Source organism: Amycolatopsis sp. NPDC089917, assembly GCF_040684635.1.
GTDB lineage: Bacteria > Actinomycetota > Actinomycetes > Mycobacteriales > Pseudonocardiaceae > Amycolatopsis.
This window is the reverse complement of sequence record NZ_JBFBGL010000017.1, coordinates 49,320-75,883: the sequence shown is the minus strand read 5'-3', so window position 1 is coordinate 75,883 and position 26,564 is coordinate 49,320. Positions and strand designations below refer to the sequence as shown.

22 protein-coding genes are annotated in these 26,564 nt (G+C 70.3%); 9 read left to right on the top strand and 13 right to left on the bottom strand.

Annotation, left to right across the window (positions count from 1 at the left end; genetic code table 11):
• The first annotated feature begins 530 nt into the window (after positions 1 to 530).
• From gltB to AB0N89_RS15160, 4 genes are all read left to right on the top strand, one after another.
• A complete protein-coding gene (gene gltB, locus AB0N89_RS15175; protein ID WP_364204693.1) occupies positions 531 to 5,069 on the top strand; it encodes a glutamate synthase large subunit in 4,539 nt (1,512 codons plus the stop codon).
• Complete coding sequence (locus AB0N89_RS15170; RefSeq protein ID WP_364204691.1) at positions 5,062 to 6,513, top strand: glutamate synthase subunit beta; 1,452 nt, start codon at positions 5,062 to 5,064, stop codon at positions 6,511 to 6,513. The genes gltB and AB0N89_RS15170 overlap by 8 nt, the downstream gene beginning before the upstream one ends.
• Before the next feature lie 553 nt (positions 6,514 to 7,066).
• Positions 7,067 to 8,479: a Dyp-type peroxidase gene (locus tag AB0N89_RS15165; protein WP_364204796.1), complete on the top strand. Its 1,413-nt coding sequence runs from the start codon at positions 7,067 to 7,069 to the stop codon at positions 8,477 to 8,479.
• Positions 8,480 to 8,767: 288 nt separating this feature from the next.
• Entirely contained in the window at positions 8,768 to 9,553 is a 786-nt protein-coding gene (locus AB0N89_RS15160) for a DeoR/GlpR family DNA-binding transcription regulator (protein WP_364204689.1), read from the top strand.
• Between the two features lie 135 nt (positions 9,554 to 9,688).
• On the opposite strand, the gene AB0N89_RS15155 is transcribed toward AB0N89_RS15160, so the two are convergent.
• From AB0N89_RS15155 to AB0N89_RS15135, 5 genes are read right to left on the bottom strand one after another with little or no spacing between them, the layout of a single operon-like run.
• Positions 9,689 to 10,585 carry an ROK family protein gene (locus AB0N89_RS15155; protein ID WP_364204794.1) on the bottom strand — a complete coding sequence of 299 codons (897 nt, stop codon included), beginning with the start codon at positions 10,583 to 10,585 and terminating at the stop codon, positions 9,689 to 9,691.
• 55 nt (positions 10,586 to 10,640) lie between these two features.
• On the bottom strand, positions 10,641 to 11,273 hold the full coding sequence (locus tag AB0N89_RS15150) for a response regulator transcription factor (RefSeq protein ID WP_364204687.1): 633 nt from the start codon (positions 11,271 to 11,273) through the stop codon (positions 10,641 to 10,643).
• Positions 11,270 to 12,523 carry a sensor histidine kinase gene (locus AB0N89_RS15145; protein ID WP_364204685.1) on the bottom strand — a complete coding sequence of 418 codons (1,254 nt, stop codon included), beginning with the start codon at positions 12,521 to 12,523 and terminating at the stop codon, positions 11,270 to 11,272. The genes AB0N89_RS15150 and AB0N89_RS15145 overlap by 4 nt, the downstream gene beginning before the upstream one ends.
• 3 nt (positions 12,524 to 12,526) lie before the next feature.
• Positions 12,527 to 13,267, bottom strand: a complete 741-nt coding sequence (locus AB0N89_RS15140; protein WP_364204683.1) for an ABC transporter permease — start codon at positions 13,265 to 13,267, stop codon at positions 12,527 to 12,529.
• Between the two features lie 10 nt (positions 13,268 to 13,277).
• Positions 13,278 to 14,186 (bottom strand): ABC transporter ATP-binding protein, encoded by a 909-nt coding sequence (locus tag AB0N89_RS15135; protein ID WP_364204681.1) that lies wholly within the window; start codon positions 14,184 to 14,186, stop codon positions 13,278 to 13,280.
• Between the two features lie 314 nt (positions 14,187 to 14,500).
• On the opposite strand from AB0N89_RS15135, the gene AB0N89_RS15130 reads away from it, so the two are divergent.
• Together AB0N89_RS15130 and AB0N89_RS15125 are read left to right on the top strand one after the other, a co-directional pair.
• A complete protein-coding gene (locus AB0N89_RS15130) occupies positions 14,501 to 14,707 on the top strand; it encodes a CbtB-domain containing protein (protein WP_020634341.1) in 207 nt (68 codons plus the stop codon).
• A gap of 14 nt (positions 14,708 to 14,721) precedes the next feature.
• Positions 14,722 to 15,483, top strand: coding sequence for a CbtA family protein (locus AB0N89_RS15125; protein ID WP_364204679.1), 762 nt, complete (start codon positions 14,722 to 14,724; stop codon positions 15,481 to 15,483).
• Here the strand turns inward: AB0N89_RS15125 and AB0N89_RS15120 are convergent.
• Positions 15,480 to 16,937 carry a cobyric acid synthase gene (locus AB0N89_RS15120; protein ID WP_364204677.1) on the bottom strand — a complete coding sequence of 486 codons (1,458 nt, stop codon included), beginning with the start codon at positions 16,935 to 16,937 and terminating at the stop codon, positions 15,480 to 15,482. The genes AB0N89_RS15125 and AB0N89_RS15120 overlap by 4 nt on opposite strands.
• Complete coding sequence (locus tag AB0N89_RS15115) at positions 16,934 to 17,866, bottom strand: cobalamin biosynthesis protein (RefSeq protein WP_364204675.1); 933 nt, start codon at positions 17,864 to 17,866, stop codon at positions 16,934 to 16,936. Before AB0N89_RS15115 ends, AB0N89_RS15120 begins: the two co-directional genes overlap by 4 nt.
• A gap of 36 nt (positions 17,867 to 17,902) precedes the next feature.
• Between AB0N89_RS15115 and AB0N89_RS15110 the strand changes: the two genes are divergently transcribed.
• Genes AB0N89_RS15110 through AB0N89_RS15100 form a run of 3 tightly spaced genes read left to right on the top strand, consistent with a single transcriptional unit; the run spans position 17,903 to position 20,274 of the window.
• Positions 17,903 to 18,508: a bifunctional adenosylcobinamide kinase/adenosylcobinamide-phosphate guanylyltransferase gene (locus tag AB0N89_RS15110; RefSeq protein WP_364204673.1), complete on the top strand. Its 606-nt coding sequence runs from the start codon at positions 17,903 to 17,905 to the stop codon at positions 18,506 to 18,508.
• Between the two features lie 9 nt (positions 18,509 to 18,517).
• On the top strand, positions 18,518 to 19,531 hold the full coding sequence (gene cobT, locus AB0N89_RS15105; RefSeq protein WP_364204671.1) for a nicotinate-nucleotide--dimethylbenzimidazole phosphoribosyltransferase: 1,014 nt from the start codon (positions 18,518 to 18,520) through the stop codon (positions 19,529 to 19,531).
• Entirely contained in the window at positions 19,528 to 20,274 is a 747-nt protein-coding gene (locus tag AB0N89_RS15100; RefSeq protein ID WP_364204669.1) for an adenosylcobinamide-GDP ribazoletransferase, read from the top strand. The genes cobT and AB0N89_RS15100 overlap by 4 nt, the downstream gene beginning before the upstream one ends.
• Positions 20,275 to 20,303: 29 nt before the next feature.
• Here the strand turns inward: AB0N89_RS15100 and AB0N89_RS15095 are convergent, their stop codons facing one another.
• The 6 genes from AB0N89_RS15095 to AB0N89_RS15070 all read right to left on the bottom strand — a co-directional run bounded on the left by AB0N89_RS15095 (position 20,304) and on the right by AB0N89_RS15070 (position 26,520).
• Entirely contained in the window at positions 20,304 to 20,927 is a 624-nt protein-coding gene (locus AB0N89_RS15095; RefSeq protein ID WP_364204667.1) for a hypothetical protein, read from the bottom strand.
• An 84-nt stretch (positions 20,928 to 21,011) separates the two neighbouring features.
• Complete coding sequence (locus AB0N89_RS15090; protein WP_364204665.1) at positions 21,012 to 21,521, bottom strand: hypothetical protein; 510 nt, start codon at positions 21,519 to 21,521, stop codon at positions 21,012 to 21,014.
• 77 nt (positions 21,522 to 21,598) lie between these two features.
• Entirely contained in the window at positions 21,599 to 22,612 is a 1,014-nt protein-coding gene (cobC, locus tag AB0N89_RS15085) for an Rv2231c family pyridoxal phosphate-dependent protein CobC (protein ID WP_364204664.1), read from the bottom strand.
• The gene (locus tag AB0N89_RS15080; RefSeq protein WP_364204662.1) at positions 22,605 to 23,939 is read right to left on the bottom strand and encodes a cobyrinate a,c-diamide synthase; all 1,335 of its coding nucleotides are present in this window, start codon (positions 23,937 to 23,939) and stop codon (positions 22,605 to 22,607) included. The genes cobC and AB0N89_RS15080 overlap by 8 nt, the downstream gene beginning before the upstream one ends.
• The gene (gene cobO, locus AB0N89_RS15075) at positions 23,933 to 24,547 is read right to left on the bottom strand and encodes a cob(I)yrinic acid a,c-diamide adenosyltransferase (protein ID WP_364204661.1); all 615 of its coding nucleotides are present in this window, start codon (positions 24,545 to 24,547) and stop codon (positions 23,933 to 23,935) included. Before cobO ends, AB0N89_RS15080 begins: the two co-directional genes overlap by 7 nt.
• A complete protein-coding gene (locus AB0N89_RS15070; protein ID WP_364204659.1) occupies positions 24,547 to 26,520 on the bottom strand; it encodes a putative cobaltochelatase in 1,974 nt (657 codons plus the stop codon). Before AB0N89_RS15070 ends, cobO begins: the two co-directional genes overlap by 1 nt.
• Positions 26,521 to 26,564: the final 44 nt, after the last annotated feature.

Genomic DNA, 26,564 nt, shown 5'->3' with positions numbered 1-26,564 from the left:
TCTGCCGTTCGGGCGATCCGGTGGTCACCTCGGGTCACCGTGACACCGGTGAAACCCACTCCGCTGCGCGATCCAGGTCACACCATCGGGTGACGTGAGCGATCGTTTACGCAGGTCAGCGGCTTGATGCACCACTCAGTGGACATGCCATTCCAGCCAGTGGGCAGATGATGTTTGAAGTCAACGCCCGCGTGGCATTTCCCACCCCGACCAAGCGACGTATGTCGATAACAGCGATTTCACACTATCGTCATAAGACCGGCGAACCCGGGAGTTCCACGTGCGCCCCGCCTGCCATCCACCACAACGGGTCTGGCGGCACCCGGCGCGCGGCAGTACACAAGAGACAGACAAGCGCATCGGCCGCCCAATGCAGTGCGGCTCTACGAGGCCTGCCCCCGCCATGCGGGCGGGATCGTTCCCTCTCGACTGACCATCGCGGTCCCGGACCACTTCGTTAGCTGGTTCACTTTCGAACCACCCGAATGGAGTGGTACCGGTCGCGCCGACGCCTTGGGAGGCGGCCAGCCGTGACCCACCATGCCAGCAACAAGGGCAGCAAGGCCCCCGAAGGCCTTTATGACCCGGAGTTCGAGCACGACGCCTGCGGTGTCGCGTTCGTCGCCGATCTCTCCGGAAAACGCGATCACGGCATCGTCGCCAAAGCGCTGATCGCGCTGCGGAATCTGGAACATCGCGGAGCCCGCGGCGCGGATCCGGAGACCGGCGACGGCGCCGGGATCCTCATCCAGGTCCCCGACGAGTTCTATCGCGAGGTCGCCGGCTTCGACCTCCCCGAGCCCGGCGCGTACGCCGTCGGCACGGCTTTCCTTCCGCAGGAGGAAATCCCGCGTGACCGGGCGATGACGACCATCGAGCGCGTCGCCGCCGAAGAGGGCATGCGCGTGCTCGGCTGGCGCGACCTGCCCGTCCACACGGAACACGTCGGGACCGGCGCGGCCGAGACCATGCCGCATTTCAGCCAGCTGTTCCTGGCCGGACAGGACGCGCTGGAGGGCCTTGCGCTGGAACGCGCCGCCTTCGTGGTGCGCAAACGCGCCGAGCACGAACTCGTCGAGGACGACGTGTACTTCCCGAGCCTGTCCTCGCGGACGATCGTCTACAAAGGAATGCTCACCGAGCCGCAGGTCGAGAAGTTCTTCGCCGACCTCACCGACGAGCGCGTCACCAGCGCCATCGGCCTGGTGCACTCCCGCTTCTCCACCAACACCTTCCCGTCGTGGCCGCTGGCGCACCCGTACCGGTACGTCGCCCACAACGGTGAGATCAACACCCTGCGCGGCAACCGGAACTGGATGGACGCGCGCGAGGCGCTGCTCGAATCCGACCTGATCCCGGGTGACCTCAAGCGGATCCACCCGATCATCACGCGCGGCGCGAGCGACTCGGCGTCCTTCGACGAGGTGCTCGAACTGCTCCACCTCGGCGGCCGGTCGCTGCCGCACGCGGTGCTGATGATGATCCCGGAGGCCTGGGAGAACCATCAGGAAATGGACCCCGCGCGCCGCGCGTTCTACGAATTCCACTCGACGCTGATGGAACCGTGGGACGGCCCCGCGCTGGTCTCCTTCACCGACGGCACCCAGATCGGCGCGGTGCTCGACCGCAACGGCCTGCGCCCGGCCCGGTACTGGGTCACCGAGGACGGTCTCGTCGTCCTCGCCAGCGAGGTCGGCGTGCTGGAGCTGGAGCAGTCCGCGATCGTCCGGAAAGGACGGTTGGAGCCGGGCCGCATGTTCCTCGTGGACACGGCCGCCGGCCGGATCGTCGAGGACGAGGAGATCAAGAACGAGCTCGCCACCGAACACCCGTACGACGAATGGGTCGAGGACGGCCTCCTCCCGCTCGAAGGGCTTCCCGCGCGCGAGCGCGAGGTCCCGGCGCACGGCGCGCTCGTGCGCCGTCAGCAGGCTTTCGGCTACACCGAAGAGGAACTCGACGTCCTGCTCGAACCGATGGCCCGCACCGGCGCGGAGCCGATCGGCTCGATGGGCAACGACTCCCCCATCGCGTCGCTGTCCAGCCGTCCGCGGCTGCTCTTCGACTACTTCATCCAGCTCTTCGCCCAGGTGACCAACCCGCCGCTGGACGCGATCCGCGAGGAACTGGTCACGTCGCTCGGCACCCAGCTGGGCGCGGAGCCGAACCTCCTGGAGGCCGGCGCGAAGTCGTGCCGCCGGATCGTGCTGCCGTTCCCGGTGCTGGACAACGACGAGTTCGCGAAGCTGGTGCATGTCAACGACGACGGCGACCTGCCCGAGTTCCAGTCGGTCACCGTGAACGGCACCTACGACGTCCACGGTGGCGGCGAGGCGCTCGTGCGGCGGCTCGACGAGATCCGCGCCGAGGTGTCCGCGGCCATCGCCGAGGGCGCCCGGTTGATCGTGCTGTCCGACCGCGGGATCGACGAGGACCACGCGGGCATCCCGTCGCTGCTGCTCACCGGCGCGGTCCACCATCACCTGGTCCGGGAGAAGACCCGCACGCAGGTCGGCCTCATCGTCGAGGCGGGCGACGCGCGCGAGGTGCACCACATCGCGCTGCTGATCGGCTACGGCGTCGCGGCGGTGAACCCGTACCTGGCGATGGCGACCGTCGAGGAGATGGCCGATCAGGGCCTGATCCCCGGTTCCACCGCCAAGCAGGCGACCGCGAACCTGATCAAGGCGCTGGGCAAGGGCGTCCGTAAGACGATGTCCAAGATGGGAGTGTCCACAGTGGCCTCCTACACCGGCGCGCAGATCTTCGAGGCGGTCGGGCTGGGCGACGAGGTCATCCAGGACTGCTTCACCGGCACCACTTCCCGGCTCGGCGGCGTCGGCTTCGACACCCTCGCGCTGGAGGTCGCCGAGCGGCACCGCCGGGCGTTCCCGCGCGACGGGTTCCGCGCGAACCACCGCGAGCTGGAGACCGGCGCGGACTACCAGTGGCGCCGCGAGGGCGAACCGCATCTGTTCAACCCGCAGACGGTGTTCAAGCTCCAGCACTCCACCCGGGCCGGGAAGTACGAGGTCTTCAAGGAGTACACGAAGTCCGTCGACGACCAGGCGCAGAAGCTGTACACACTGCGCGGCCTGTTCGACTTCAAGATCGGCCAGCGGCCCGCCGTGCCGATCGAGGAGGTCGAACCGGTCTCCGAGATCGTCAAGCGGTTCGCCACCGGCGCGATCTCCTACGGCTCCATCTCGTCGGAGATGCACGAAACCCTGGCCATCGCGATGAACCGCCTCGGCGGCAAGTCGAACACCGGTGAGGGCGGCGAAGACCCGGACCGGCTCTACGACCCCGAACGCCGCAGCGCGGTCAAGCAGGTCGCGAGCGGCCGGTTCGGCGTCACGAGCGAGTACCTGGTCAACGCGGACGACATCCAGATCAAGATGGCGCAGGGCGCGAAGCCCGGCGAGGGCGGCCAGCTGCCCGGCGCGAAGGTGTACCCGTGGATCGCGAAGACGCGGCACTCCACGCCGGGCGTCGGGCTCATCTCCCCGCCGCCGCACCACGACATCTACTCGATCGAGGATCTGGCGCAGCTGATCCACGACCTCAAGAACGCCAACCCGGCCGCGCGCATCCACGTGAAGCTCGTGTCCGAGGTCGGCGTCGGCACGGTCGCGGCCGGGGTTTCCAAGGCGCACGCGGACGTCGTGCTCATCTCCGGGCACGACGGCGGCACGGGCGCTTCCCCGCTGTCGTCGATCAAGCACGCGGGCGGCCCGTGGGAACTCGGGCTCGCCGAGACGCAGCAGACGCTGCTGGCCAACCGCCTGCGCGACCGGATCGTCGTGCAGACCGACGGTCAGCTCAAGACCGGCCGTGACGTCGTCATCGCCGCGCTCCTCGGCGCCGAGGAGTTCGGGTTCGCGACGGCGCCGCTGGTGGTGTCCGGCTGCATCATGATGCGCGTGTGCCACCTCGACACCTGCCCGGTCGGCGTCGCGACGCAGAACCCCAAGCTGCGCGAGAAGTTCAGCGGCAAGGCCGAGTACGTGGTGAACTTCTTCGAGTTCATCGCGCAGGAGGTCCGGGAGTACCTGGCGGAGCTGGGTTTCCGGTCCATCGCCGAGGCCGTCGGCCACGCGGAGATGCTCGACAAGCGCAAGGCGATCGACCACTGGAAGGCCGCCGGTCTCGACCTGACGCCGATCTTCCACGTGCCCGACACCGCGCCCGCCGGGCTGCGCCACCAGCAGACGGTGCAGGACCACGGGCTGGAGAAGGCGCTCGACAACACGCTGATCCAGCTCGCCGAGGGCGCGCTGTCGTCCGGCGACAAGGTGCGGCTGGAGCTGCCGGTCCGCAACGTGAATCGGACCGTCGGCACCATGCTCGGTCACGAGCTCACCAAGCGGTGGGGCGGCGAGGGCCTGCCGGACAACACGATCGACGTCACCTTCACCGGGACCGCCGGTCAGTCGTTCGGCGCGTTCGTGCCCAAGGGCATCACGCTGCGGCTCTTCGGTGACGGCAACGACTACGTCGGCAAGGGCCTGTCCGGTGGACGGCTCATCGTGCGGCCGCCCGAGGTGGCGCGGTACAACGCCGAAGAGCACATCATCGCGGGCAACGTGATCGGCTACGGCGCGACCAGCGGCGAGATCTTCATCCGCGGCAAGGTCGGCGAGCGGTTCTGCGTGCGCAACTCGGGCGCGCTGGCCGTCGTCGAGGGCGTCGGCGACCACGGGTGCGAGTACATGACCGGTGGCCGGGTCGTCGTGCTCGGTGGCGTCGGCCGCAACTTCGCGGCCGGGATGTCGGGTGGCGTCGCGTACGTGCTGGACCTGCCCGCGCACCGGACGAACCCGGAGATGGTCGACATCGACCCGCTGGATTCGTCCGATGTGGACTTCCTGCGCGAGGCGCTCGAAAAGCATTACGACGAAACGGAGTCCGCGGTCGCGCGCACGCTGCTCGCCGACTGGGACGCCGCCGTCGACCGGTTCGGCAAGGTCATGCCGAAGGACTACAAGCGGGTGCTCGCGGCTCAGGCGGAAGCCGAGCGCGACGGGCGTGACGTGAACGAGGCGATCATGGAGGCCGCACATGGCTGACCCCAAGGGCTTTCTGACCACCACTCGCGAGACGCCGAAGAGCCGTCCCGTCGACCTGCGCCTGATGGACTGGCGCGAGGTGTACGAGGACTTCGCGACGTCGAAGCTGCAGAAGCAGGCCGGGCGTTGCATGGACTGCGGCATCCCGTTCTGCCACCAGGGCTGCCCGCTCGGGAACCTCATCCCCGAGTGGAACACGCTGACCTGGCGCGACGATTGGCGTGACGCGGCCGAGCGGCTGCACGCGACCAACAATTTCCCGGAGTTCACCGGGACCCTTTGCCCGGCGCCGTGCGAGACGGCGTGTGTGCTCGGGATCAACGACGATCCCGTCACCATCAAGCGGGTCGAGATCTCGATCATCGACCGGGCCTTCGAGGAAGGCTGGGTCACGCCGCAGGAGCCGGTCGCGAAGACCGGCAAGAAGGTGGCGGTGGTCGGGTCCGGGCCGTCGGGACTCGCCGCGGCGCAGCAGCTCACGCGCGCGGGCCACAGTGTCGTGGTCTTCGAGCGGGCCGACAAGATCGGCGGGCTGCTGCGCTACGGCATTCCCGAGTTCAAGATGGAGAAGCACCGGCTCGACCGGCGGCTGGACCAGATGCGGGCCGAGGGCACGGAGTTCCGGACCTCGGTGAACGTCGGCGTCGACCTCACCGTCGAGGAGCTGAAGTCGTCCTACGACGCGGTGGTCCTCGCCGGTGGCGCGACGGCGTGGCGCGACCTGCCGATCGCCGGCCGGGAGCACGACGGCATCCACCAGGCGATGGAGTTCCTGCCGCACGCCAACCGCGTCGCGTCCGGCGACCTGGACGTCACGCCGATCAGCGCCGAGGGTCTCGACGTCGTGGTCATCGGCGGCGGCGACACCGGCGCGGACTGCGTCGGGACCTCGCACCGCCAGGGCGCGAAGTCGGTGACGCAGCTGGAGATCATGCCGAAGCCGCCGCTTTCGCGGTCGGACGCGCATCCGTGGCCGACGTATCCGATGATCTACCGCGTCTCGTCCGCGCACGAGGAGGGCGGCGAGCGGCTGTACTCGGTCAACACCCAGGAGTTCGCCGCCGACGCCGACGGCCGGGTGCGGGCGCTGAAGCTGGTCGAGGTACGCAACGAGGGCGGCAAGTTCGTCCCGGTGGAGGGCACCGAGAAGGAGCTGCCCGCGCAGCTGGTGCTGCTCGCGATGGGCTTCGTCGGCCCGGAGCGGGAAGGCCTGCTGGAGGCGCTCGACGTCGAGCTCGACCAGCGCGGCAACGTCGCCCGCGACAAGGAGTTCAAGACCAGCGTGGACAACGTGTTCGTGGCCGGTGACATGGGCCGCGGCCAGTCGCTCATCGTGTGGGCGATCGCCGAGGGCCGCTCCGCTGCGGCCGGGGTCGACGCGTTCCTCACCGGACGGGACGTCCTGCCCGCTCCGATCGCTCCGACCGACCGTCCGCTAACCTAGGTCTCGTTCCAGTACGTGAAGGCCCCCTTCCTTGCGCTAGACGCAGTGAAGGGGGCCTTCACGTACTTGTTGCCGAGTTGCTCGCGACACGATCCCCGGGGCATCGCGCAGGTCAGGTCGCCGGGTCGGAAGGCGTGACTCGCGTGATCAGACGGCGAACTCGCGTGATCGGACGGACGACACGCTCGCGGCCGAGGTCCGCCGCGAGTCGTCCGTCCGGACACGTGTGTCGTCCGCCTGATCACGTGTGTCGTCCGCCTGATCACACGGAACCGGCCAGACAGTAGGTATCCGGTACCGGGCCCTTCGCGTATTCAGTCCTCTGCTTGCGGTGGTTCGACGACGAACTATCGCAAGCAGAGGACTGATTGCGTTACGTGATCGACCCGTTGGTTCTTTCGGGTGATAAAGCCGCCGAAAGCGCATAACTGAGGGTGATGCCGGCGGGCTTTCGGTATCGGTTGTATCGAGGAGTAAGTCCCGCACGGCGGTGGGGACCGGCAAGACCTGCCGGGGCCGCCGGACGGGGTTCCCATGGAGGGGGTTCCTTGTTATGCCCGTTGACCTGAGCATTCCCTTGGAATGGAAGACGGCGGCAGGCGACGCCGCGAAGATGCTCGACGAACTTCAGCCGAACATCCTCAAAGCGCACGCTCGCGACCATTTCTCCGCTCTTTTCCTCCGTTTTTCGGAGGAAAAGAGCACGAAAAAGTTCCTCTCTTCGCTCGTCCCGCTGATGAAGTCGGCGAAGACCCACCTGGCCGAGGTCGAACGCTTCAAGGCGGAGGGGGCGAAGGGGTCTCCCTACGTCGGCGCCGGGCTGACCTCGGCAGGCTACCGATTCCTGAAAATCGAGCCACCGCAAGACGAATCTTTCCGCCGAGGCATGCGTGCGCAGGAGACCCGCGAGAAGCTGAACGACCCGCCTCGCTCCACGTTCGACAGTGGGTACCTCGACGAGATCCACGCCGTCGTCATCATCGCCGACGGCGCCGACGCGCCGATGACCGCGCGCCGGAACGCGGTTCTCGCACTGATTCCGTCGACGATTTCCGTGGTCGCCGAGGAAACCGGACTCGGCCGGGCGAATTCCCGCGGCGAGGGCATCGAACATTTCGGCTACGTCGACGGCCGGAGCCAGCCGCTCTTCCTGGTCGAGGACATCCACGCGGAAAAGACGGGAACGGACGGCATCAGCGCCTGGGATCCGAGTGCGCCTTTGAACCAGGTGCTCGTCCCCGATCGCGCCGCCCCCGATCCCGGTACGCATTTCGGCAGCTACTTCGTTTTCCGCAAATTGGAACAGAACGTGCGGCGATTCAAGCAGGCGGAAGAGGCGCTCGCCGGCCAATTGGGTCTCGTCGGCGAAGACCGGGAACGGGCGGGCGCGATGATCGTCGGCCGGTTCGAGGACGGCACACCGCTGACCGCGCAACGGCAAGAAGGGGCGGAAAGCCCGGTACCGAACAACTTCGACTACGGAAGTGACGGCAGCGGCGCCAAATGCCCGTTCCAGGCCCACATCCGCAAGACGAACCCGCGTGGCAGCGGCGGGGCGGAACAGCCGCAGCAGGAACGCCTGCACCTGATGGCGCGGCGAGGCGTGCCCTACGGCGAGCGAGCCGACGACCCGAACGCCGACCTGCCGCCGTCGGCCCGGCCGAGCAGCGAGGTCGGCCTGCTGTTCATGGCGTTCAATTCGGCCGTGGGCAACCAGTTCGAGTTCACCCAGGCGACCTGGGCGAACAACCCCGGGTTCCCGATTCCGCCGGTCGGGGTCAAGCCGCCAGGGCTCGATCCGGTCATCGGACAGGGCCCGCGTCCGGAATCCGTCTACACCAAGGACTGGGCGGGTACCCGGACGGTCACCGCGGATCCCTTCCCGCAGGCGGTGACCCTGAAGGGCGGCGATTACTTCTTCATGCCGTCGCTCGCGTTCCTGCGCGGGCTGGGCGGAAAGGGCTGATTCTTCACGCGCTGTGCCCGGTTCCGGTGACCGAATGGCGGACTATCCGCTAAACGTCACCGGAACGGGCGCAATGCGGATATCCGTCCGGAGTCCGCGCCGATAACCTCCGAATCGGGCCGGCCCTGGGCGTGCCGGCCACCGGGTGGGCGCCGGTCACACTGGGGGTGGCCGGCGACCACTCACTTGCCGTTTTCCCAAACCCGCCGCTTCCCTCCGACCGCATCGCGACGCGTAGTACTTTGTCCGGTGCGGTAAGCGACATCGCGCTTCGGGGAGGGAGCTCGGATGAACCGGCATGAACGGCTGACGGCTTTATTGGACATGGTGGGAGAGCGGGAAAAGGTCGACGTCGAGGTTTCGGCGGGCGAGCTCGGCGTGTCCCCCGCGACCATCCGCCGGGACCTCGATCACCTGGCGGACCGCAATCTCGTGGTCCGCACCCGCGGCGGCGCCGTCGCGAGCAACGTCGCCTACGACCTTCCGTTGCGGCACAAGGCAGCCCGCAACGCGCCGGAACAGCAACGGATTTCGGCCGCCGCCGCGAAAATGGTCGACCCGGGCATGGTGGTCGGCCTCAACGGCGGCACCGCGAGCACCGAGGTGGGCCGCGCGCTCGCGACCCGGCCCGACATGGGCGAGTCGAGCAGCGGGCCGTTGCTGACCGTGGTGACGAACGCGCTCAACATCGCCCACGAGCTCGCCGTGCGGCCCAACATCAAGATCGTGGTGACCGGCGGGGTCGCGCGGCAGCAGTCGTTCGACCTGTCCGGGCCGCTGTCGCAGCTGTTCCTCGACCAGATCTCGCTGGACCTGGTGTTCCTCGGGGTGGACGCGTTCGACCCGGTGCACGGCGCGCAGGCGCACCACGAGGGCGACGCGAGCACGAACCGGCTGATGGCCGCGCGCGCCCGGCAGGTCGTCGTGCTCGCCGACAGCGGGAAACTCGGCGGTCACGCCTTCGCGAAGATCTGCGCGACCGCCGACGTCGACGTCCTCGTCACCGACGGCCGCGCGGATCCCCAGCGGGTGCACGCCTTCGAAGAGGAAGGCGTGCGGGTCGTCAAGGCTTGAGCCAGTTGGCGGAGCTGCGCACGAACCCGCCCCGGCCGAAGGCCCCGCTATCGCGGTGGCAGGACGCCCTGTCCGCATCCGCGAGGAGGACGACCAGACAGCGTCCTGCCGACGTCGATCGCGGTCGCGGGTTCGTCATCGAACACTGAGCCGGTCCAGCGCCAGCAGGGCCGCGCCGAGCCTGCCCGCCTCGTCGCCGAGTTGCGCGATCCGCAGTTCCGGCATCCGCTGGAACTGCAGGTTCGAGCTCAGCCACGCCCGCACCGGTTCGAGCACGTAGTCGCCCGCGGTGAACAGGCCGCCGCCGAGCACGACGACCTCGGGCGCGAGCAGCGTGACCAGGGTCTTGATGCCGTGCCCGAGTCCTTCGAGCGCGTCGTTGACCACGGAGATCGCGGCCTCGTCGCCGTGCCGCGCGGCGTCGACCACCTGCTCGGCGCCCTCGGCCGGGCGTCCGGTGTGCTCGCTGTAGCGGCGGGCGATGGCCGACGCCGAGGAGATCGCCTCCAGGCAGCCCGTGGCGCCGCAGCCGCACAGCAGCCGGTGGCCGACGTCGATATGCCCGATCTCGCCGCCTTGCCCGCCCGCGGCGTACAGCTTGCCGTCGAGCTGCAGCGCGGCCGCGATCCCGGTGCCGACCGGGATGAAGGCGGCGTCGGTGCAGCCCTTGCCCGCGCCGACGCGGAACTCCGCGAGCCCGCCCGCGCGGACGTCGTGCCCGAACGCGAACGGCAAGCCCAGCCTGCTGTCGAGCATCTCGCCGAACGGGACGTCACGGAAGTCGAGGTTCGCCGAGAACCGGGCCACCCGCTCGACCTCGTCGACGATGCCGGGGATGACCACGCCGACGGCGTCCGGTGTCCCGGTGCCCGCCTGCTTGCCCAGGGTTTCCACGATCCGCGCGACCTGGTCGGCGAGGGCCTCGCCGTCCGCTCCGCGCGCCGTCGGCTCGCGCAAGCTGGCCAGGTCTTTCAGGTCCGCGTCGTACAAGGCCGCCTTGATGGACGTTCCGCCGACATCGAGTGCCGCCACCGCAGGTGTCATAGCTGGATTTTGACATGCGCCCGACCGCCGGCGGCAGGTTCCGTCAGCCGCGCGGTGTCAGGTAACCCTGGGAGAACGCCGCGGCCACGGCGGCCGCCCTGTCGTTGACATCGAGTTTGGCGTACACGTGCAGCAGATGCGTCTTCACCGTCGCCTCGCTGATGAACAGCCGCTTCGCCGCCTCGCGGTTGGTCGAGCCCTGCGCGATCAGTTCCAGGACCTCCAGTTCACGCCGCGAAAGCGGTCCCGAGGTCGGCTTCTGCCGCATCTGCCCCATCAGCCGGGTCGCGACGGCGGGGGAAAGCGTCGCCTGCCCCTGCGCGGCCGCCTCCACCGCGCGGAACAGTTCCTCCCTCGGCGCGTCCTTCAGCAGGTAGCCGGTGGCGCCGGCCTGGATGGCGGGCAGTACGTCGCTGTCGGTGTCGTAGGTGGTGAGCACGAGAATCCGCGAAGTGACTCCGCGTTTCGCCAGCTCCTCGATGGCGGTGACGCCGTCGGTCCGGGGCATCCGCAGATCCATGAGGATCACGTCGGGCCGGAGCCGTACCCCGGCGGTGATGGCTTCCTCGCCGTCCCCCGCCTCACCGAGGACCTCGAACCGCGGGTCGGCGCTGAACATGCCCCGCAGCCCGTCCCGCACCACCGGGTGATCGTCGACGATCAGCAGGGAGATCATCGCTCGGCCCCGGCCGGGATCGCGGGCACGGCGGCCGAGATCGCGGTGCCCCCGCCCGGCTCCGACTCGATCTCGAGCGTGCCCGCGAGGCGCCGCACACGCTGCCGCATCCCGGTCAGCCCGAACCCGCCGTGGGCGGAACCGTTGGTGTGCCGGGTATCGGGCTCGAAGCCCACTCCGTCGTCGCGGACGTCGAGTGTCACCAGATCCTCCATGTACGACAGGGTCAAACCGACCCGGCTCGCCTTCGCGTGCTTGGCCACGTTGGCGAGTGCTTCCTGCGCCGTCCGGAGCAGGGTCACCTCGACGTCGGCGTGCATCGGCCGCGGGTCGCCGGTGGTGGTCAGCACCGCGTCGACGTGGTTCACCTCCGCCCAGCGCCTGGTCACGTCGCCGATCGCGTCCTGGAGCCTGCCCTCGGCGAGGGCTTCCGGCTGCACCGCGTGCACCGTCCGCCGGGCCTCGGTCAGGCTTTCCCTCGCCAGGTCCATCGCGTTCGCCAGGTGCCGGTGCTCGCCCAACGTCTGTTCGGCGGCCTGCAGCTGGGTGAGGATGCCCGCCAGCCCTTGGGCCAGGGTGTCGTGGATGTCGCGCGCGATCCGCTGCCGCTCGTCGAGTACCCCGGCCTCACGCGCCTGGACCAGGAGCTGGGCCTGCAGCCCCGCGTTCTCCTGCAGCGCGGTTTCGAGCCGGGCGTTCGCCTCGTGCAACTCGGCGAGCGCCTGCTTCTGCTTGACGATGCGCTGGTCGGCCCGCTCCGCGATCCGTGAGAACGCCGCGGCCAGCACCGTGCTGATCACGCTGATCCCCGCCCACGCCGGCCACAGGTCCCGGGCGTTCGCGAGCCCGCCCAGGTACGCCATCGCCGAGATCATGGACGTGACGGTGACGCCCGCGTAGCGCCAATGGCCCTTCAGGTAGTGGAACGCCTGCGGGTAGCCGACGAAGGTGAACAGGCCGTACCAGGGCGCGACCGCGACAAGGCAGGCGGTCAGCGCCATGAGACCCGCGTAATACCCGCCCTTCCCGTTCCCTTCCGGGCGGAGCGTGTGGAACCAGGCCATCCAGGCAGCGACCGCGACCGACAGCCCGATCACCGTCGGCAGGGGCACCGGCACCCGCCATAGCGGAAGCAGCAGCGCGATGAAGAGGCAGGTCGCCAGCAACGCGTACGGGAGGAGCTTGAAGACCACCGTCTCCGTCCGCTCCCAGCGGTCGAACTCCGCGCGCAGCTCCGCTTCGACGCTCACGATTCACTCCCAGCGGAAGTACCGGGCGGCCAGGCCACCGGCCACGATCGTCCACCCCAGCATGACGGCCACCTGCAGCGGTTGCGGCCAGTGACCGGCGGCGGCGTCCTGCAATGATTGCACGCCCGCGCCCAGCGGGGTGAGGTCGCTGATCGCGCGCAGGACGTCGTTCATCTCGGCGCGCGGCACCCAGAGACCGGCGAAGAACACCAGCGGGAAGAACGACAGGGTGCCGATCGCGCCGGCGCTTTTGCCGGTCGGCGCGAACGAGCCGATCAGCAGGCCGATCGCGAAAACGGACAGCGCGGCCAGCAGGTAGCCGATCAGGTACGCGGGCGTGTTCCGGGGCAGGCTCACGTCGAACGCCAGCCTGGCGATGGCCAGCACGACCAGCATCGTCGCCACGGACAGGACGATGGACATCAGCAGCTGCGCGCCGAGGAGCACACCCGGCTTGACCGGGGTGGTCCGCATCCGGCGCAGAATTCCTTTCTCCCGATACGTGGCGAACAGCTGGGAAAGGCTGCTGAGCGCGTACAAGGCGAGGCTCATCGCGACGATGATCGGCACGTAGACGCTGATCGCGCTGGCGCCGCCGAGGTCCTCGCTCGGTTCCCGCATGGCGGGGATCGCGCCGATGATGACGAGCAGGATGGGTGAGAAGGCGAGCACGAAGAACACGAGGATCGGTTCGCGGAAGAAGAGTTTGGTCTCGACGGCGGTGAGCCGGGTCAGGGCGGGCATCGTGGTCTCCTCAGGAGTCGGTGGAGCGGCCGGTGAGCGCGACGAACGCGTCGTCGAGGGAGGTCTGCTCGACGCGTAGTTCGGCGGCGGTGACCTGGTTGCGCGCGAGCACTGTGGTCACGGCGAGCAGCAGGTTCCCGGTGCCGGTCACCACGAGCCGTTCCCCTGCCCGTTCGACCGAGCTGACCTCGGGCAACGCGGTCAGCACGGCGGGGTCCAGCGGGGCGGACGGCCGGAACCGGACGCGTTGCCGGTCGCCGACGCGGGCGACGAGCCCCGCCGGGGTGTCGAGGGCGGCCACCTTGCCGGAATCGATCACCGCGATCCGGTCGCACAGGCGTTCCGCCTCTTCCATGAAGTGCGTGACCAGCAGGATCGTGACGCCCCGGTCGCGAACGGCCTCGATCAGGTCCCACGCGTCGCGGCGGGCCTGCGGGTCGAGGCCGGTGGTGAGCTCGTCGAGCACCGCCACCCTCGGGTTCCCGATCAGCGCGAGCGCGATCGACAGCCGTTGCTTCTGCCCGCCGGACAGCCTGCGGAACTGCGTGTCCACCTTGTCGGTCAGGTCGAGGGTGGCGAGCAGTTCCCGCCAGTCCGCCGGTTCGCGATAGAAGGAGCTGTAGAGCTTGAGCGCCTCGCCGACCTCGAGTCTGTCCGGCAGCTCGCTCTCCTGCAGCTGCGCGCCGAGCAGTTGCCGGAGCTCACCGGTCTCGCGTCGCGGGTCGAGCCCGCAGACCCGGATGGTCCCGCCGTCCGGGACGCGCAACCCCTCGACGCACTCGACGGTCGTGGTCTTGCCCGCGCCGTTGGGACCCAGGATGCCGAAGATCTCGCCTCGCTCGACGGAGAAACCGACACCGTCCACCGCGGTGTGGTCGCCGTAGCGTTTGACGAGGCCGTCCACCTCGATGATTGCCATACGACGACGATGCCGTCCGGCGGGGGTGCGCCGAATCGACCGAGCGGCCAAGACGCGGTGGATCCTTCATCCACCGATCGGTGGAGGGTCCCGATTCCGTCGTAACGAGCCTGCGCCGATCGGGTTCCGTCACATTGACCGGACGCTTCGTGGCGACCTACGCTCGACCGGCCAGACGACGGCACCCGGAACGCGGTGAGATTCCGCGCGGTCGCGCCACTGTGACCTCGAACCAGCCGGTTCGAGGAAGCCAGACCCGGAGCCGTCGTGCAACCCCTGAAGAGGCCGCGCTAGCCCGAGGAGGTCCCACCGCCATGTCCGAAGCGGTAGCCGCAGTACCCGTCCCCGTCCGGATCCCCGTCCGCGAGATCCTGCCCTGGGCGGTGCTCGTCATCCTCCTCTCGCTGATCGCGCTGTACTTCGTCAGCGCGGAGCAGGGCGCGGTGTCGGTGTTCGCGAATTCGTACGTCCACGAATTCGTCCACGACGGCCGGCACCTGCTGGCCTTCCCCTGCCACTAGGCGGCACACGCCCCATGATGAGGACCTTGCTGGTCCGCGGCATGCTCGCGGGCCTGATCGCCGGTGTCTTGGCGACTTTTTTCGCGTACTTCCTCGGTGAGCCTTCGGTCGAGACCGCCATCGGTCTCGAAGGCGGCGCCGCGCATTCGCACAGCGCGCCGGGCGCGCACGAACACGCTCCCGCCCCGGCCGAACAGGAGGAGGAAGAGCTCGTCACGCGCGGTGTGCAGAGCACCGTCGGTCTGCTGACCGGCGTCGGCCTGTACGGCGTCGCGGTCGGCGGGCTGTTCTCGCTCGCGTTCGCCTTCGTCCACGGACGGCTCGGCACCCTGCGGCCGCGCGTGACCGCGGCGCTTCTCGCGGGTGGTGCCTTCGTGGTCGTGTTCCTGGTGCCGTTCCTGAAATATCCGGCGAATCCCCCGGCCGTCGGGCAGGCGGGCACGATCGGGAGCCGGACGTCGCTGTACTTCGGCTTCGTCGCGCTCTCGCTGCTGATCGGCCTGCTCGCGGCGGCGTTCGGCCGGAAACTGGCCGACCGGCTCGGCGCGTGGCGCGGCGGCCTGATCGCCTCGGGCGGGTACATCGTGCTGATCGGGGTGGCGGCCGCGCTGCTGCCGTCGATCGACGAGGTGCCCGACGGATTCCCCGGTTCCACGCTGTGGACGTTCCGGCTGGCCTCGGTCGGCACGCAGGTGGTGCTCTGGACCGCGCTCGGCCTGACCTTCGGGGCGTTGGCCGAGAAGGCGTTGAAGAGCAAGGAAGCCGTCCGGGCTTAGGCTCCGGGCGGCACGAACGGCAGGCCGCGGCCGGCGCCGTCCTCGATCAGCCGCAGCAGTCCGGCGGTATCGACGTGTTCTTCGACGGCGTCGGCGAGCTTGTCGAGCATGGCTTCCCTCAGCGCGCCGAAGCCCGGCGCCCCGGCGGCCGGTGACCAGTCCGCGACCTCACCCAGCCAGGCACGGCGGAAACCGTCGTTCTCGAAGGCGCCGTGCCACATCGTGCCCCACACCGCGCCCCGCCGGTACCCGTCCAAAAAGGACTCGGCGGGGCCGGTGGCGGCGACCGTGCCGTGGTGGATTTCGTACGCCTCCACGGGTTGGCCGCGCCATGCGCCCGAGGGACGGGCCAGCACCTTGTCCGCGCTGAACGAGACCCGCGTCGGCAGCAGACCGAGACCGGGCACCGTGCCGGCGCCGGATTCGACGTCGTCCTCGATCTCGGCGGCCAGCATCTGATAGCCGCCGCAGATCCCCAGCACCGGACGTCCCGCCTCGGCCCGCGACGACACTGCGTCCGCCAGACCACGAGCGCGAAGCCACGCCAGGTCGTCCACGGTCGCGCGGGAACCGGGCAGGATCACCACATCGGCGGACCGGACCGTGTCCGGATCGGCCGTCAGCGCGACCGAGACGCCGGGCTCGGCGGCGAGCGCGTCGACGTCGGTCGCGTTGGAGGCACGGGGGAACCGCACGACAGCGATCCGCAGGGAACCACCGGACGCTCCCCAGCCCGCGGCGGCCAGCGCGTCCTCCGAGTCGATCCACACCTGGTCGAGCCAGGGCAGCACGCCGAAGACCGGGCGGCCGGTGAGCTTCTCCAGCGTCTCCAAACCCGGCCGCAGCAGGCCCACGTCACCGCGGAACTTGTTGACCAGCCACCCGGAAACCAGCGCCTGGTCCGCCGCGGACAGCAGCGCGAGGGTGCCGAACATCGCGGCCATGACCCCGCCGCGGTCGATGTCGCCGACGACGACCACGGGCAGGCCGAAGCGCCGTGCCAGCCCCATGTTGACGTAGTCGCCCTCGCGCAGGTTGATCTCGGCCGGGCTGCCCGCGCCTTCGCACACCACGACGTCGAACCGCTTTCGCAGAGCGGAAAAAGTGTCGAACGCGATCTCCGCCAGCCCGGCCCGGCCGGTCGCGTACTCCCCCGCTTCCAGCGTGCCGAACGGTTTCCCGAGCGCGACGACGTGGCTGCGGCGGTCACTCCCCGGTTTCAGCAGCACCGGGTTCATCGCGGCTTCGGGTTCGACCCGGGCGGCCCGCGCCTGGAGCCATTGCGCGCGGCCGATCTCGGCGCCGTCCGCGCACACCATCGAGTTGTTCGACATGTTCTGCGACTTGAACGGCGCGACCCGCACGCCGCGGCGCGCGAGCCAGCGGCACAACGCGGCGGTGACCAGGCTCTTGCCCGCGTCCGACGTCGTCCCCGCGACGAGCAGGCCGCTCACCGGGTGACCGCGACCGCGACGGCGAGCGCGGCGAGACCGACCGCTCGCGACAACCGGACCGCGCGGCGCACGTCCACCGGTTCCGGTTCGCGGCCGTCGCCGAGGACGCCGCGGCGCTCCGTGCGGCCGCCGTAGCTGTTCGTCCCGCCCAGGCGGACGCCCAGCGCGCCCGCGAACGCGGCTTCGATCTGGCCGGCGTTGGGACTCGGATGGTGCTTCCCGTCGCGGCGCCAGACGCGGAACGCGGCTTTGGCGAACCCGCCCGCGAGCGGGGCGGACGCCACGGTCAGCGCCGCGCCGACGCGGGACGGCACCAGGTTCGCCAGGTCGTCCGCCCTGGCCGACGCCCAGCCGAAGTTCGCGTACCTCGGCGAGCGGTAGCCGACCATCGCGTCGAGCGTGTTGAGCGCGCGGTAGCCCAGCAACCCCGGGATCCCGGCGACCGCTCCCCACAGCAGCGGCGCGACGACGGCGTCCGACGTGTTCTCCGCGATCGACTCGGTGGTGGCGCGCGCGAGCTGTCCGGTGTCGAGATCGGTGGCGTCGCGGGCGCACAGATGCGACAGCCGCCGCCGCGCGGCGGGCAGGTCGCCGTCGTCGAGCAGCCGGGCCATGTGCGCGCCCTCGGCCGCGAGCCCCCGGCCGCCCAGGACCACCCAAGTGGACGCCGCGGTGAGCGCGAACCGCGTGAACGGACGCTTTCGGGTCACGAGGTGCGCAGCGACACCCAATCCGGTGACCGTGCCCGCGCAGGCGACGGTGTATGCCGCGCCCCGCACCTTCGAATCGGCCCAAACCCGCTGTTCGAGGGCTTGCGCGGCGCGGCCGAAGCCGGCGACCGGATGCCTCCGCCGTGGGTCTCCGAACACGGCGTCGGCGACGTAACCGGTAACGAGTCCGGCTGCGGTGGCGGCTTGTCGGAGTGGCACGTGGCGAACCGTAGCGCGTGCACGAGAATGCGGGGTATGACCAAGCTGACGCATCGCCTCGCGGGGGTCCTCGAGTCCCTCGCGAGGGCACTTCGCCGCTACTCGCGCGACGACGGCAAGGTGCTGATACTGGGCGGCGTCCGCTCTGGGAAGTCCCACCACGCCGAGGGCCTCGCGTCCCGCCACCCGCACCTGACCTACGTCGCCCCCGGACTGCCGCCGAGCGCCGACGATCCCGACTGGGCCGCCCGGGTGGCCGCGCACCGCGCGCGACGGCCCGCCCACTGGAAGACGGTCGAGACCACCGACCTGGCCACGGTGCTGCGCACGGCGACGCATCCGCTGCTCATCGACTGCCTCGGCACCTGGATCAGCCGGGTGCTCGACGAGGTCGGCGCGTGGGAGCAGCGCAAGGGCTGGGAACGGCGGCTCGACGACCGGCTGGAGGACTTCCTGGCGGCGTGGGCGCAGGCCGACGTCCCGGTGATCGCGGTCAGCAACGAGGTCGGCAGCGGTGTGGTGCCCGCGACGGTGTCCGGACGCGTGTTCCGTGATGTGCTGGGCGCGTTGAACAACCGGGTGTCCGCCGTGTCCGACCGGACCGTGCTGGTCGTCGCCGGACGGATGCTGGACCTGCCTTAGGGAGTAGCCATGCGTATCGCCACCCCGGACGCCGCCGCCGAAGCCGCCGCGCGCGCCAGACTGGACGGACTGGTCAAGCCGCTGGGTTCGCTCGGCAGGCTCGAAGACCTGGCCGCCTGGCTCAGCGCGGCGCACGGCTGTGTCCCGCCGCGACCGCTCGACGACGTCCGCGTCGTCGTGTTCGCCGGGGACCACGGGGTGTCCGGGATGTCGGCGTATCCGCGCAAGGTCACCGCGGCGATGGTCCGGGTGTTCCTGGCCGGCAAGAGCGGCGTCGGCGTGCTCGCCGCGTTGTCCGGGGCCAAGGTGCGGGCGCTCGACATCGCCGTGGACTGGGACGGCGCGGACGTGCCGGCCGCGGTCACCGCGCACAAGGTCCGGCGGGGTTCCGGTTCGATCGACGTCGAGGACGCGCTCGCCGAGGGTGAAGCGCGGGCGGCGTTCGAGCACGGGCTGGCGATCGCGGACGAGGAGATCGACGGCGGCGCGGATCTGCTCATCCCCGGCGACATGGGGATCGGCAACACGACGATCTGCGCGGCCGTGGTCGCCTCGGTGCTCGGCCTGGCGGCGGAAGAGGTCGTCGGCACGGGCACCGGCATCGACGAGGAGGGCCGGGCGCGGAAGGTCGCCGTCGTCGAGGCCGCCTTGACCAGAGCCGGTGCGGTGAAGGACCCCTTCGCGGTGCTGACCGCTCTCGGCAGCGCTTGTCTCGCCGCGACGTCGGGCTTTCTCGTGCAGGCCGCGGTCCGCGGGGTTCCGGTGCTGCTCGACGGCGTGTTCTCCGGGGCCGCGGCGCTCGTCGCGCGCGAGATCGCGCCGGGCGCCGAGCAGTGGTGGCTGGCCGGGCACCGGTCGACCGAGCCGTCGCAGGCGTACGCGTTGAAGGCGCTCGGACTTGAGCCGATCCTCGACCTCGGGCTGCGGCTCGGCGAGGGCAGCGGCGCCGTGCAGGCGGTGCCGACGCTGCGGGCGGCTCGGGCGATCCTCGCGGACATGGGCCTGCTGGCGGATCTGGCTTGATCGCCGACGCGCTGAAAATGGCCGTCGGGACCCTGACCACGGTCCGGGTCCCGGCGCCGAAACTGATCGACCGGCGGGTGGCGGGCGGCGCGATGGTGCTCGCTCCCCTGGCCGTCGTGCCGCTCGCCGCCGTCGCTTCGGCGATCGTCTACTCGGGTGAGCTGATCGGCTTGCCCGCTTTCGCGTCCGCGGCGCTCGCGGTCGGCGCGGTGGCGCTGGGCAGCCGCGGGCTCCATCTGGACGGACTCGCCGACACCGCCGACGGGCTCGGCGCCTCCTACGACCGCGAACGGGCGCTGGAGGTCATGCGGCGCGGGGATTCCGGGCCGACCGGGGTCGCGACGCTGGTGCTGGTGCTGCTCGTCCAGGTCGGCGCGCTGGCCGGGGCGATCTCGGCCGGGCACGGCGTCGCGGCGGCCGCGCTCGCGATCTTCGCCGGACGCGGCGTGCTCTCGCTGTGCTGTGCGCGCGGTGTGCCCACGGCCCGGCCGGAAGGGCTGGGCGCGACCGTCGCCGGTTCGGTGCCGGTGTGGACGGCCGCGGTGGTGTTCGCCGTGCTCACGGGCGCGGCGGCGCTGGTTCGTCCCTGGTGGCAAGGGCTCGCCGCGGTGGCGCTGGGATACCTGGCCGCTTCGGCACTGCTGGCCCGGTGCGTCCAACGGCTGGGCGGGATCACCGGGGACGTGCTCGGCGGCTGCGTCGAGGTGGCCGTGGCGGGCGTTCTGCTGGGTTTGTCCTTTTAAGCCTGGTCCTGCCCGGTGGCAAGTACACCTCAGGAGGCCGGGTCGGCGGTCGTGAGCTTCTCGTCGATTTCCGGGATCCAGAAGCACAGTTCGAGCGTCTTCATCCCGGCCCAAAGGCTGAGTTTCCTGGCCTGCGCGACCAAAGTGAGCGACGCGGACAGGAGCAGCACCGCGAGCACGGCCGCGACGAACGGATGCTTGCCGGTGAAGACGTCGACGATCGCGGCGACCGCGCCCAGCAGCAACGGCGGCGCGCAGTTGCGCACCATGAGCCCGGACGCGCGCAGCCTCGTGACGTCCACCGCGACCTCCTTGTCGTGCAGTTGCAGCGCGCTCAGCAGGAGATGCGTGTTCTCCTTCAGGAACGGGCGACCCTTGGCGGCGGGTGAGCGCTGGAGGAACAGGTCGACCGGGTTCCGTTTCCGCCTGCGCGGCACGATCCGCTCCAGCGCTTCGCCGAGCGGATAGGCCAGATAGCCCAACAGGAAACTCAGCACGACGATCACGACGACCAGCACCACCGTCGGCACGCCGCCGATGCTCGCCGCCGTCAGGAGGTGGAGTTTCGCGCCGAGGTAACCGAAGAACGCGACGTACAGCGCGCCGGGGATGGTGTAGGCGAAGAGATCGAAGACGCCGATCACGAAGTTCACCGGCTCATCCAATCATCCCGGGCGCCGGAAAAGGGACGTGTCGCGGCGGTCCGTTCGCCGGAGGCGGGGACGTCGAGTGTCCCCTCAGAATCTGTGCTCGCGCACGCGATCGGCCTGGGTCCGCTCGAATCGCCGGGCCTCTTTCCCGGTGATCAGGACGGCGTCGTTGCCCGGGCCCCTGTCGCCCATGAGCCGAGTGAACCGGTCCGGCTTGCCCGGCCGCCAGTCGAGATCACGGGTGAACTCGTGGAGGCCGTCGCCGTAGCCGTCGGCACGCACCACGGTCATCGGGTCGTCCAGCGTGAACCGGCCGAGCACGATCGCCCAGTAGTAGAACTCCGGGCCCCACTTCGGTTCGGCGGCCCGGCGGCGACCGGTCCGCTCGGCCATCTTGGCCTTGAACCACTCGACGTACTCTTCGGTGACGGGCAGGTAGTCCTGATACTCGCGGCCGGAGTCGATGCGGTAGATCTGGTCGGACTTCCGCCAGGTCCGGTCGACAGTGAGGGATTCCTCGGAGGAGCGCGTTCCCCGGACCACGGTCCAGGGATCACTCAGAGGGTGATTACGGCTGACGATGGCCCAGTAGCTCATGCAGCCTCCCCGTTCGTGCGTCGCGAAAGCCACTTTAGCGACATCTGACGTCCCGAAAGTGGCTTTCGCGACACTCCTCAAGCAGGGGTCACCAGCGCGAGGGCCGCCAGGAACCGGTCCACCGTCTCCCGGTCCCGCACCGCGATCCGCAGGTACCGCGAGTCCAGCCCCGGGAACGTGTCCCCGCGCCGGACCGCGAACCCGTGCTCCCGCAACCGTTCCCGAACGCCGTCAGCCCCGGGCAGCCGCACGAGCACGAACGGCCCGCGCGGCTCCCCCAGCACCTCGACGCCCAAGGCCGTCAGGCTCGAAACCAGGTACTCCCGATCCGATTCCGCCGACACCGCGCGCTTTTCGGCCTCCTCCAGTGCCGACGGGCGGCAGCAAGCCACGACGGCGACGGCGGCGAGGGAGGACACCGACCACGGCGGCTGGACCGCGCGCAGACTGTCCACAACGGACTCTTCCGCCAGCACGTATCCGGCGCGCAGGCCGGCGATGCCCCAGGTCTTCGTCAGGCTCCGGAGGACGACGAAACCTGGTTGTCCCGCAACGCTTTCGGTCTCACCGGAAACGGCGTCGAGGAAGGCTTCGTCGACGACGACCAGCCGGCCCGGACGCCGCAACGCGAGCAGCTCCGCGGCCGGATGCAGCACCGAAGTCGGGTTCGTGGGGTTCCCGACGTAGACCAGGTCCGCGTCGTCCGGAACGCCGCCCAGGCGGAACCCGTCATCGGGCGACAGCAGGACGCGATGGACGGCATGACCGGCCGCGCGCAGAGCGGCTTCCGGCTCGGTGAACTGCGGGTGCACGACCACCGCACGCGAAGGCCGCAACGCCGTGGCCAGCAACGTGAAGGCCTCGGCCGCGCCCGAGGTCACCAGCACCTGGGACTCCGGCAACCCGTGCCGCCGGGCCACCGCGGTCACCGCGGCGGAGACGTCGGGATACGCGGCCAGGTCGTCCAGGGCCGCCGCCAGTTCGGCGCGCAGCCAGGCGGGCGGCGCCGGGAGCCGGACGTTGACCGCCAGATCGACGAGCCCTTCGCCGACCTCGCGGTCTCCATGGTGCCAGAGGTCGTAGTCAGCCATGGGCATGGACCGCGGCGGCGAACCGCTCGGCGAGTTCGGGGTAGCCCGCCCAGTGGACGTGCAGGTACGACGCGTGCAGCGAGGCCGACGCGAAACCGTCGGGTGTGCGGTCCCAGCCCCACGCGGGTGTCGGGCCGCTGCCGGGTTCGACGATCGTGCGGTGGAACTCGTGACCGGTGACGCGCTGCCCGGCGACGGTCAGCACCGTGTCCGCGGGTGAGAAAGCCTTGCGGTATCCGAGTTTCCCGCGTTTCGTCATGGTGGCCGAGGCGTCGAGGACGCCGGTCATCGGCATCCCGTCGATGTCCTGGCACAGGTACAACAGCCCGGCGCATTCGGCCACGACGGGCATTCCGTCGCCGACCGCGCGGGCCACCGCCGTCCGCAACGGGACGTTCGCCGACAGCTCTTCGGCGTGCACCTCCGGAAACCCGCCGCCGAAGTACAGTCCGGCGCAGCCTTCGGGAAGTTCCTTGTCCTGCAACGGATCCACCTCGACGACGTCGACGCCGGCGGCGGCGAGCAGTTCGTCGGCCTCGGTGTAGCGGAAGGTGAACGCCGGCCCGGCCGCGGCGGCGACCACCGTGCGCGAGCCGTCATGGGAAAGCGGCGGCCGCCAGGGTTCACCCGAAAGCCGGGAAGCCGACCGCGCGACCTGGACGACGGCGCCGAGGTCGACACCTTCGCTGATCCAGCCCGCCAGTTCCGGCAGCAGCCGTTCCGACTCGCTCGCCCGCTCCGCCGCCGGGACCAGGCCGAGGTGACGGCTGGGCGCGTGGATCTCTTCGTTGCGGTACAACGTTCCCAGCAGCGGGACGCCGGTCGCCTCCAGCGCGGTGACGATCTCGTCCGCGTGCCGTTGCGAGCCCAGCTTGTTGAGGATGACCCCGGCGAGCAGGACGCGGGTGTCGTACTGCGCGAACCCGAGCACGGTCGCCGCGACACTGCGCGACGCCGCCGACGCGTCCACGACGAGCACGACCGGAGCGTCCAGCAGCCGCGCGACATGCGCCGTCGACGCGTACCCCTCGGTGCCCAGCGCCCCGTCGAAGAGGCCCATCACGCCTTCGATGATCGCGATGTCGGCACCGGCGGAACCGTGCCGCAGCAACGGGATCAGCCGGTCCTCGCCCTGAAGGAACGGGTCGAGGTTGCGGGCAGGCCGCCCGGTCGCGAGGGCGTGATAACTCGGGTCGATGAAGTCGGGCCCGACCTTGTGCCCGGACACCTTCAGCCCCCGCGCGCGCAACGCCGCCATGAGGCCCGCGGCGATCGTGGTCTTGCCGTGCCCGGAACCGGGCGCGGCGATGACCACGCGATTCACCATTCGATGCCTCGCTGGCCCTTTTGCCCGGCGTCCATCGGGTGCTTCACCTTGGTCATCTCGGTGACCAGGTCGGCCGCCTCGATCAGCTCCGGCGGCGCGTACCGGCCGGTGATCACGACATGCTGGTGCCCGGGGCGCCCGGTCAGCGTCGAGACGACGTCGCCGACTTCGAGCCAGCCCCATTTCAGCAGGTAGCTGAACTCGTCGAGGACGTAGAAGTCGTGGGTTTCGGCGGCGAGACGGCGTTTGATCTCGGCCCAGCCCTCCTGGGCGTTGACGGCGTGATCCTCTTCGGACCCGGACTTGCGCGCCCAGCTCCAGCCCTCGCCCATCTTGTGCCACTCGACGGCGCCGCCCTGGCCGGTGTCTTCGTGCAGCTTGCCCAGCGCGCGGAACGCGGCTTCCTCGCCGACGCGCCATTTCGCCGACTTCACGAACTGGAACACGCCGATCGACCAGCCCTGGTTCCAGGCGCGCAACGCCATCCCGAACGCGGCCGTGGACTTCCCCTTCATCTCGCCGGTGTGCACGGCGAGCAGCGGTCGGTTGCGACGCTGGCGGGTGGTGAGCCCGTCGTTCGGCACGGTTTCCGGTTTGCCCTGGGGCATTACGCGGCCTTTCCGGAAAGACGAGTGCGGACGGCGCCCGCGAGCGTGTCGGCGGCGACCTCGGTGACCGGAACATGTTCCGCGCCCAGGTGGTCCGCCAGTTCCGCGGCGAGCCCGAGGCGCATCTTGCCGCTCTCGCAGTCCATCACGACCGAGGTCACGTTGCCGGCCAGCAGTCCGGCGGCCTGCTGAGCCCTCTTGACAGCGTCCGCGCCGCTGGTCGCGCGGCCGTCGGTGACGACGACGAGCAGCGGGCGCCGCAGTGGATCGCGGACGGCTTCGATCCGCAGAACCCGTGCCGCCTCAAGGAGTCCTTCGGCCAGCGGGGTCCGGCCGCCGGTCGCGAGACCGTCCAAACGGGACGCCGCAGCGTCGACGCTGATGGTCGGCGGGAGCGCGAGCTCGGCACCGGAGGCGCGGAAGGTCACCAGGCCGACCTTGTCGCGGCGCTGGTAGGCGTCGAGCAGCAGCGACAGCACGGCGGTCTTGACCTCGCGCATCCGCTGGCGCGCGCCCATCGAGCCGGACGCGTCCACACAGAACAGCACCAGGTTGCCTTCTCGCCCTTCACGGCGGGCGAACCGCAGGTCTTGCGACCGCACCACGAGTCCGGCGCCGCTGCGGCCGCGGGACCGCTGATGCGGCGCGGCCGCGCGCACGGTCGCGAGCAAGTGCGGATGCCCGTCCTTGGTCCCGGCGGGCTGGACGCCGATGGTGCGGCCGTTGTCGGTGATCGCCCTCGACCGCCGTCCGGCGGCTCCCTCACCGGTGCCCTTCACCTCGAAACGCCGGGCGCGAAAGGCTTCCCCGGCACCGACCGGCTTCTGGTCACCGCCGCTCCGTCCGCCGCCTGACGGCTCTTCGCCGCCTTCCGATGACGACGACGGCGGCGGTCCCGAAGTCTCGCCACCTTCCGGCGGGGTGCCCGAACCGGGACCGTCATCGTCGGGACCGGGGTCCTCCGGCTGGGCGTCCTGAAGCGCCTGCTCCAACTGCTCTTCGGAGATTCCGGGCGCGTCGAAGGGATTCCGGCGACGGCGGTGCGGCAGCGCGAGCCGGGCCGCGACCCGGACGTCCTCGGTGGTCACCTCGGTCCGCCCGGCCCAGGCGGCGTGCGCGACGGCCGTCCGCGCGGTCACGATGTCCGCGCGCATGCCGTCGACCTCGAACGAGGCGCACACCTCGGCGATCTGCCGCAGCGCGTCGTCCGGCAGTTTGACCGAGGGCAGAAGTCGTTGTGCGGCCTCGATGTCCGTGGCGAGTTCGGCGTCGGCCGCCGCGTACTGGCCGGCGAAACCGTCGGGATCCGCCTCGTAGGCGAGCCGCCGCCGGACGACCTCGACACGCAGTTCGGGATCCCGGCTGGACGCGACCTCGACGGTGAGGCCGAAGCGGTCCAGCAGCTGCGGCCGCAGTTCGCCTTCCTCGGGGTTCATCGTGCCGATCAGGACGAACCGGGCGGCGTGCGACACCGACACACCCTCGCGTTCGACGGTCGCGCGGCCCATGGCGGCGGCGTCGAGCAGCGTGTCGACCAGGTGGTCGTGCAGGAGGTTGACCTCGTCCACGTACAGCAGCCCGCGATGCGCGGCCGCGAGCAGACCGGGCTGGAAGTCGGTGACGCCGTCGGCCAGCGCGCGTTCCAGGTTCAGCGAGCCGATCACGCGGTCTTCGGCCGCGCCGACCGGCAGTTCCACCAGCCGCGCGGGACGGCGGTGCGCGGCCGAACCCTCGGCATGCGGGCCGTCCGGGCAGGCCGGGTCGGGCTCGACGGGATCACACGAGAACCGGCAAGCGTCCACGACGTCGACGCCGGGCAGCAGCCCCGCCAGCGCACGCACCATCGTGGACTTCGCCGTGCCCTTCTCACCGCGCACGAGCACCCCGCCGACGGCGGGCGAGATGGAGGAAAGCACCAGCGCCAGGCGCAGATCCGGCATCCCCACAACGGCGGTGAACGGGTACGGCTTCACAGCTCTCCCTCATCCTCGACGATCCGGTGCGATCATCGCACAGG

Bases quoted from the DNA above. Each gene is read 5' to 3' on its own strand.
- AB0N89_RS15170 (WP_364204691.1), top strand. From the start codon at position 5,062: ATGGCTGACCCCAAGGGCTTTCTGACCACCACTCGCGAGACGCCGAAG.
- AB0N89_RS15165 (WP_364204796.1), top strand. From the start codon at position 7,067: ATGCCCGTTGACCTGAGCATTCCCTTGGAATGGAAGACGGCGGCAGGC.
- AB0N89_RS15160 (WP_364204689.1), top strand. From the start codon at position 8,768: ATGAACCGGCATGAACGGCTGACGGCTTTATTGGACATGGTGGGAGAG.
- AB0N89_RS15150 (WP_364204687.1), bottom strand. From the start codon at position 11,273: ATGATCTCCCTGCTGATCGTCGACGATCACCCGGTGGTGCGGGACGGG.
- AB0N89_RS15140 (WP_364204683.1), bottom strand. From the start codon at position 13,267: ATGCCCGCCCTGACCCGGCTCACCGCCGTCGAGACCAAACTCTTCTTC.
- AB0N89_RS15135 (WP_364204681.1), bottom strand. From the start codon at position 14,186: ATGGCAATCATCGAGGTGGACGGCCTCGTCAAACGCTACGGCGACCAC.
- AB0N89_RS15130 (WP_020634341.1), top strand. From the start codon at position 14,501: ATGTCCGAAGCGGTAGCCGCAGTACCCGTCCCCGTCCGGATCCCCGTC.
- AB0N89_RS15125 (WP_364204679.1), top strand. From the start codon at position 14,722: ATGATGAGGACCTTGCTGGTCCGCGGCATGCTCGCGGGCCTGATCGCC.
- AB0N89_RS15110 (WP_364204673.1), top strand. From the start codon at position 17,903: ATGACCAAGCTGACGCATCGCCTCGCGGGGGTCCTCGAGTCCCTCGCG.
- cobT (WP_364204671.1), top strand. From the start codon at position 18,518: ATGCGTATCGCCACCCCGGACGCCGCCGCCGAAGCCGCCGCGCGCGCC.
- AB0N89_RS15090 (WP_364204665.1), bottom strand. From the start codon at position 21,521: ATGAGCTACTGGGCCATCGTCAGCCGTAATCACCCTCTGAGTGATCCC.
- cobC (WP_364204664.1), bottom strand. From the start codon at position 22,612: ATGGCTGACTACGACCTCTGGCACCATGGAGACCGCGAGGTCGGCGAA.
- AB0N89_RS15080 (WP_364204662.1), bottom strand. From the start codon at position 23,939: ATGGTGAATCGCGTGGTCATCGCCGCGCCCGGTTCCGGGCACGGCAAG.
- cobO (WP_364204661.1), bottom strand. From the start codon at position 24,547: ATGCCCCAGGGCAAACCGGAAACCGTGCCGAACGACGGGCTCACCACC.